The organism is uncultured Lutibacter sp., assembly GCF_947495725.1.
Taxonomy (GTDB): Bacteria; Bacteroidota; Bacteroidia; order Flavobacteriales; family Flavobacteriaceae; genus Lutibacter.
In genome coordinates this window covers 1-7,094 of sequence record NZ_CANLZZ010000011.1, presented here as the reverse complement: position 1 = coordinate 7,094, position 7,094 = coordinate 1, and the positions used below count along the sequence as shown (strand labels likewise).

Sequence of the window (7,094 nt, the reverse complement as noted above, 5' to 3'; positions counted from 1 at the left end):
GGATCCTGCTAACTGTACTGTTTCTGTTCCATCTACAATACATAGGTTTTGTACTGGACCTGCTTCTGCTGTAGCATCATTTGAAAAATTAATGACTACGGTATCATTTGCTGCTTCACATGGTCCTGTTGGATCATCTGTTGTGATTGTCAACGTTACTGTACCTGCTGTAATATCTGCTGCACTTGGATCATAAATCGCTGTTGCGCTTGTTGCATTATCAAATGTTCCTGTTCCAGAAGTACTCCATGTTATTGTACTTGCTCCGCCTCCAAAGGATCCTGCTAACTGTACTGTTTCTGTTCCATCTACAATACATAGGTTTTGTACTGGACCTGCTTCTGCTGTAGCATTTGAATCAACTATCAACTGAACTGTATCTGTAGACTCACATCCATTTGCATCCGTTACTGTCAATGTTAAATTATACGTTCCAACCGGTGCATTGTTATGTGTTGGACCTGAAACGTTTGTGGCACTTAAATAAGTTGTATCTCCGCTCCACGAATAAGTATAAGGTGCTGTTCCGCCTGTTGCGGAACCAATTAATGTCATTGTGTTTAAATCATTGTCCCAACATACTGAATCATTTAATCCCGCATCTGCGGTTGGTGCAGTAGCAACAATAATTTCTGCATAATTACTTATCAACGAACAACCTGCACCATCAGTAACAACTACTTTATAAAAACCAGTAGTAAGCCCTGTATAAATTCCACTTCCATCCCCAGAAGTGTTAGCAGCATCTAAATAAGTTCCTCCACTAGTTGTTGAATATAATAATTCATAAGAATAATTTCCATCACCTCCTATTGTCCCACTTGCAGTTATAGAACCAGTTGAACCATCACAAGAAGTTGCTGATGGAGTAATACTTAAACCTGTTAAATCCTCTTCAATAGTAATAACATTAATTTTAACCTCAGTTTCATCTCCAACACCTGTATCGGTGACATGTAAGGAAATAGAATAATTTCCTGGTGTAGTATACGTATACGAGGAAAAAACATGATCAAAAAATAACATTGATACATTATCATATAAATCAGGAGTATAGGGACCATCAGTTGTACCGTCTCCATAATCTATAGTAAAAGTATAAGGTGATTCAATGGGATCGTTTATATCAACTCCATAAATTTTCCCTCCCGTAATATCAGTCGTTACAGTTATTTCATTACAATTTTTTGTGAAATTAAAATCTACAATTAACGGTCCATCTACTGTAATATTTGGAACTGTAGAATCACATTTAGGACCATTATTTTGACCTGGAAGGTAATTAGAGTTAGCTCCCCAAGAAATATAAATATCTAAAAGTTCAAAAGAAGCACCGCAACTGTAAGGTAATTTTGCCACTCGATAATCATTAGCGACTAATATTTGTTTGCTCTCAGTGGCAGATACAGTTGTTTGTTTGACAGCTATTAAACTTGTTGTTGACCCTCCTGACAAATCAGACTGAATACCATCAATTAATAATTTAAACTCTATATACAAGCCATATTTAGAAGAAGCTTTATCTAGGTCTATCCATAAATAAACATCGTTTGCATCAAACCCGGAATCATTACAACTCCCTATTGGAGCTCCAGTACTTGTTCCTAAAAAAACCCTTCCTATTTCAACATCATTTGAACTACAGCTCGCTATAGAACCAGATGAAATTAAATATGGAGTATCCATAAATTCAGTACCTTGTGAAAAACCAATTGTTGAAAAAAACAACATCGATATAAAAGTAAAAAAACGAGCAAAAGTAATTTTTTTCATAATCTTTTTATTTAGTTATATTTAACTTTAGAAATAAAATTTCATAAGTTAACTGCAATAAACTTTTCCTTTTACGGAATCTTAAATTATGGGGTAAAACTATTTTATAATGTACAACGTCACATTATAAACTAATTAGGGCTCAATAAATAAAATAATTTTATGTAGGACTTTAAATCTTATGTGGGGTTACATACTACAAGATTTAGACAATTTTTCTCATTATATTATAACAAACGTACAAAAACTTTCTCAATCATGCAATAAAACTTTAGAAATTATAGTAAATAAATTATTCTCAAAAAATAATAATTTTTCATTTTTAATTCTTTTTCTTATAAATACCATAAGCTGCACCTATAACCAACAAAAAGGAAACTCCCCCATCAATAGGTAATTCGGGATATGGGCCGGGTCCATTTGGTTTTGGAAATGGAGGTCCCTTTTTTTTCCCATAAGAGTAACTTATAATACTCATTAGGAAAAAAAGAATAAATACCAGATATCGAATTCTTTTCTTTCTCATATACTGTAAGGCTTCCAATTTTTGGATTACAAGGGCTCAATATTATGCTTAACTTATTTTTTAATAACTTTTTTTGAATAACTTCCTTTTTCCGTTTCAATTACAACCAAATACACACCAACTTCAACATTAACTGGGAGAATAATCTCTGTCTTATCTATATTTGTTGACCTTGATAATATTTGTTGTCCAATAATATTAAATAATGAAATATTTGAAATCTTAATTTCACTTCGTCTAATAATTCTAAGCTCGTTTTCTATAATGTGAGTTCTAAAATTATTGCTTAATTCTTCATTTGTTTCTGAAAGTTCAAATTTGGGTTTAAATACAATGGAATACATATTATTAAATTCTCCACTTTCTAATTCAACCTCAAATTCATTATTTAATATATCGTATGTGTCATTTGAAATATTATTACGCAAATAAATCTCCATATTCTCAAATGCATTATTAATTGTATCAACTTTAATTTTAATATTACCTTTTTCTTTTAAACTTACACCAACAGGAATAACACTTTCTTTTGATAAATAATCAATAGCTTGGATAACTAATTTTTTATTATCTGTTAACCAATAAAAATCATTATCTTGAAAAACAGATACTTCTGCGTCAAATCCTTTATCAATTTTATTAGATGCTCTTTCATCTATAGTTAATAATAACTGCCTGTTTTTAATACCTGAGGTTTCAAATCCAATTCTTATTTTTAATCTTAAATCTTTTTCTGCTTTTGAAGATTTGCTAATTTTTTCCTTTGCCCCTTTAAAAAATATTGATTCGGAAGGAATTCCTTCAGTTACAAATTCTCTTTGATTATTGTTAAATTCAACTGTTCCACCACCATCTCCTACTACCCAAAAAGCCTGACCTACAGGAACATATCTTGTTGGTGTTTTTGACCCATATTCTCCTGGATTATTAACATTTTCTCCAAGAGTTCCTGACCCAACTCCACCCGCTAATGTATAATATGCATATCCTGCACTTGCTGTGCTTTCGATGTGCGTATTATCAGTACTCCAATCTTCATAAAACTCCAAAACCCCTGTTATTGTTGAATTATTAATTGCGTTATCTATTATAAATTGATCTGCATCCAAAGCACTTGAATAAGGATTACCTATTAAATAGTAATTACCGTTGGAAATTGTTAATTGAATATCCTCATTATGTGGTTTTCCTCTATAAACAAAATTTTGCTTATTAATTGCAGCTTCAGCAGCCGTGAATGAACCTTTCATTGTATGTCCTTCTCCAGCCTTAAATACCTTATCTAAATTTGCTCTTTTAAATCCTGCTCCATTTTTATAAGTATAAATCCAACGACTAGAAACAGTAATTGGTGAAGTTGACATATCACCATCATTTGCAGGAGTAAAATTAATATCAGAACCATAAGAGTTTCTACCATCTTTTAGTACATCTTTTACAGAATATGAGCTTGATTGAGGTTGACCTATCAATCCAACAGGAGAAGACCAATCCTCATAGTTATATAAATTTCCCTGACCTTGCTGATCTCGTTCAATATAACCAGAACTAGAACCGTCTAATATACTTTCATTAAATTGAATAGTTGCATTACCAGCAGTATAGTAGCGTTTTTGTATTAATTGAGACTCACCTTCCAAATCAATAATACCATCTAAATTTAAATAATGTGTAATCCAAAGCCCTTGTCCTGTTCCAGTTCCAGTTGTTAAATTTGTACTACCATCCATTGTTAATTTTCCACTATCAGAAATTAATCCTAGAAGCGTTATATCTCTTATACCTGAAGTTATAATATTTGACATTTGCACAATATTCCAATCAATTTTAGTTCCAAATACGGTACTGTTTGGAATATACCAAACACTAGTTTGTGTCCATGTATTATTATTATCCCAAGCACCATCATTATTAGTTGTATAAGGCAATGGAGCGGATTCTTCTTGAGATGTTGTAATATTTCTTAATCTACCATTAAGACTACCTTTAGTAGGAGTTAAATATCCGCAATTCTCACCCATTCGATAGTAACCATCTAAATTTGACCATAATAAAGGGTCATCTTCAGTTCCATTTTGAGTAACATCTGGACCAGATACTTTAATAGGAATAATCTCTCCAACAACATCATCTCCTCCAGTAAGTTTTATTTCTTGATTCATCATTTGGCGAATATGCTCAATGTCTAAAGCTTTATTCCAAATCCGTAATTCATCAATCCAACCATGGAAATTATTAACAGGTTTATTGGGCGGATTATTGGCTTGATCCATAGCTCCTAAAATACATTCCATAGAATTTGGTATTGGAACCATATTGCTATTTTGACTAGCTTTTTCAACCCCATCAATATAAAGTTTATATACACTTCCATTAAAAGTAACCGCTATATGGTGCCAAGTTATTGCATCTATTGCATTACTTGAAATAGCGTTATTACCCCAATAGAATTGAACAGTACTGCCAGACAACCTTAAATCATAACCTGTGGTTAAATCATTAGCGTCCCTTTTAGAAAATAAACATTGCGTTCCGACCAAATCTTCTGGTTTTACCCACATTTCTATACTAAATGCTCCAGTTCGGTCATAATTATCTTTAAATGTGATATAATCGTTTACACCATCAAAATTAATATCACTACAGCTATTTATAGTTACATTAACAGAATTAGAACAACCATTTACTGTCCAAGTAAGAGTGTAAGTTCCTGGTTCTCCTGTAAAAGTTGCATTCGGGTCGTTTATATCAGAGAATGTATAAGTAGCTGGTAACCCCGTTGAACAACTAGTTGGAGCGGAGGAAATTGTCCATGTACCAATTTCACCTGTACCTGGATAATTAGGTGTTACAGGAGCAATATTTGGTACTTTATAATTGTTATTATAAACGCCATTATCGTAATTTTCTTGAGCAGTAATGGTATTGTCATAAGCCGCTAAAATAACAGTATCCTCCCCACACTCACTAACAATTGGCACAATGTTTTCTCCAGCATAGGATAGAGTAGCTTCAATTGTAATAAACTCCGTACCTGAATTATCATCACTTCTACATCCATTAATTAAAGAAGTAGCTCCATAATTTTGTATACCTGGGGTAACTGCATCTATATTAATGGTAGAACCAGTACCCACTACAACACCAAAATCGTCTGTCCATTCAATAACTTCATCTACAGGATTATTTGGAATTTGAATATTATCTATAGCCCAAACACTATTAGCCGTTCCGGAGTATGTAAACTTAATTCTTAGGTTAGTTAAACCTATATATTGTTGTAAATCAATGGAAACATGGTTATCGTTAAGTACAGCTCCTAACGTATTTCTGCACTGCCCAGTAAAACCCGGATAAGGGTTTATAAATCCCGTATCGCTTGGTCCTATATAATCATATGCAGCACCTGGGTCAAGTTCAATATCATAATTTGCACCTCCATCTGTAGAGATTTCTATCTTTAACCAAGCTCCGGTTTCAAGGTAATACGCTTGATCAAATTCCAATTGCATAGTTGTTAAACCTAAGGCACTAAAAATAGGTGTTTCCAATGTAGACAATGGGCTAATAATGTGTACATTATTAGGTTGATTTATAATGGGAGGAATTCCGGCAACAACGGCAAATTTCGAATTATCAGAAACGTCGAAACATCGGTTATTCAGTTTTTTAGGTCCATTTGTCTCTTTCCAATAGGTATCCATACCATTATCTCCACCTGCAGACATTTCAGCTTCACCATCAACTTGCCAACCCAAAGTATTTAAATTCGCTTCATTGAACAAACCTCCATTATTTACTTCTGAACCAACTCCAAATTCACTTTCTACTACCACTGTTACGGTTTCACCTAAACAAATAGTATTCATTTCGGTTCCATTAACAATTGTAGGAGGTAAATCAGGTGGTACAACTGCTAAAACAGCTATTGGAGAAAACCCTAAGCAGTCCCCTACATCAATAACAACTCTTACAAGTGTGGTTACTTTAATATCATAAATTGTATGAGATGTAGTATTATTTGCAATTGGCAACCATGTAACACCTCCATTTGTAGAGTATTCCCATCGGTTTATATTACTAGCTAGAGCCGGACTTACAGTCAAATTCAAGGCTATATCTTGCTGTATTGTATTTCCACTAACATCTACAGGACATGCAGTGATATCTATAACATCAGAGGCATCAGCAGTAGTTTCTGTTTGAACAATATATCCTTCTAGTGTTCCACTATTTATAGTTGGAGCATCTACTGTAATTTTAGTAATACAAGTATCAGAATTCCCTTGACTATCAGTAACCGTTAACTCAACATCGTTAACACCAATATCATTACATCCAAAAACGTATTTATCTAGGCTAAGGGATATATTTCCACAATTATCTGTAGACCCATCATCAATCTGGTTAGCTAAAAGTGTTGCTTCACCTGTAACACCATCTAAAGTTAAAGTAACTGAAAAATCTGCAACACATCTTGCGATAGGATTTATTGCATCATTTACAATTATTGTTTGAGTAACATTAATACTATTTCCTGCATTATCCGTTACGCTATAAATTCTTGTAATTGTAACAGGACAACTACCAGATGGCGTGTCGCTAACAAACGCAATTACAGGGTTTGCTGTACAATTATCTGCTTCATCTGTAACTACCGTAATATCTGGATCAGGTGCAGAACCTGATGCATTTATCGTTGCAGGGTTAGAAGCTGTTGGTATTTCATTGTCTGTTACTACTACCGTTTGGGTAACCGCTGTTGCTGGATTCCCATTTACATCATCTACATTCC

General features: G+C 33.5%; 3 protein-coding genes. All 3 read right to left on the bottom strand.

All coding sequences use genetic code 11. From position 1 onward, the window contains the following. Nucleotides 1–1,773 (bottom strand): PKD domain-containing protein (locus Q0776_RS17660; protein ID WP_298371332.1); only part of this gene is annotated, 1,773 nt, incomplete at its 3' end. A 322-nt stretch (nucleotides 1,774–2,095) separates the two neighbouring features. Beyond that, nucleotides 2,096–2,251 (bottom strand): PID-CTERM protein-sorting domain-containing protein, encoded by a 156-nt coding sequence (locus tag Q0776_RS17655; protein WP_298371329.1) that lies wholly within the window; start codon nucleotides 2,249–2,251, stop codon nucleotides 2,096–2,098. Nucleotides 2,252–2,352: 101 nt separating this feature from the next. After that, nucleotides 2,353–7,094, bottom strand: a 4,742-nt coding sequence (locus Q0776_RS17650) for a LamG-like jellyroll fold domain-containing protein (protein ID WP_298371326.1), incomplete at its 5' end; no start/stop codon positions are given.